The following is a 1,226-nucleotide window of genomic DNA, read 5'->3' on the forward strand; positions in this document are numbered from 1 at the left end:
GGCGGATTCAACTGGTCAATGCAACGGTCTGGCTGAACATCTCAGCCGGCGTCCTGAAGCCGAGGGTCTTCCTCGGCCGCTCGTTCAATTTTCGGGCCAACGAGTTGAGCACGTCTTGTGAGTAGCCCGAGATGTCGATGCCCTTGGGCATGTACTGTCGCAGAAGCCCGTTTGTGTTCTCATTGCTGCCGCGCTGCCATGGACTGCGCGGATCGCAGAAGTAGACTTGGATGTCAGTGGCCAGCGTGAAGCGCTTGTGATCGGCCAGTTCCTTGCCGCGATCCCAGGTCAACGACTTGTAGAGTTCTTGGGGCAGCGCGCGGGCGTGGTGGATCAGCGCATTGACAACGGTCTCGGTATCCTTGCCGGCCACCTTCACCAGCATCACGTACCGCGTCTGGCGTTCGACCAACGTAGCTATCTGGCTGCCTCGACTGCCGAACAGCAAGTCACCTTCCCAATGGCCAGGCACTGCGCGATCCTCGACTCCGGGGGGCCGCTCGCTGATGGGGACGGCGCCGACGATTTGACCGTGGCCTTCAGTCTTCTGCGTGTGGTGGCGTGATCGGCGCATGGCACGGGTGCGCCGCAAGTGCTCCAGCAGTTCCTTCTTCAAGGCGCCGCGTGCCTGAATGTAGAGACTGCGGTAGATGGTCTCGTGTGACACATGTAGGCTCTGATCGTCCGGATAAGTATGCTTGAGCCATCCTGCGATCTGCTCTGGCGACCACAGCTTGCGCAGTTTGTCGGACACGATGTTCGCCAACGCAGCGTTCTCGGTCAGTTTGCAGCGCTTGGGGCGATGCGCTCGCTCCAGGGCCGCCTCGTCCGCCTGGGTTGCGCGGTAGCCAATCCGCCCGCCGTTGCGGTTGACTTCACGGCTGACCGTCGACGGCGCCCTGCCGATTCGAACTGCGATCGATCGAATGGAATGACCTACGGCCATGGCCCGCGAGATCTCCTCGCGCTCGCCCAGCGACAAAGCCAACCGTGAGCGGTGCCGCTGACGCGGCGCGATCCCGCCTGACTCAGCAAGAATGCGCTGCACCGACGAATGTGCCCGGTCAAACAGCTGGGCGATCTGCTGCAGCGACCAGCCTTCTTTCCAGCGTGCCCACATCTGGGCCTTCTGGGCATCCGTGTAGTAGATCCGAGGTCGCTGCTTCATCGCAACACTCCTTCCGCCAGGCGGTCATAGTGTGTTGCATCGATCGGTTGAATCCGCC

1 protein-coding gene is annotated in these 1,226 nt (G+C 61.7%); it reads right to left on the reverse strand.

Features of this window, described 5'->3' with window-relative positions:
• Positions 1-7 precede the first annotated feature (7 nt).
• Complete coding sequence (locus tag KAK03_RS24700; protein ID WP_210857345.1) at positions 8-1,168, reverse strand: IS30 family transposase; 1,161 nt, start codon at positions 1,166-1,168, stop codon at positions 8-10.
• Between the last annotated feature and the right edge of the window lie 58 nt (positions 1,169-1,226).

Source organism: Ideonella alba (genome assembly GCF_018069845.1).
Taxonomy (GTDB): Bacteria; Pseudomonadota; Gammaproteobacteria; order Burkholderiales; family Burkholderiaceae_C; genus Ideonella; species Ideonella alba.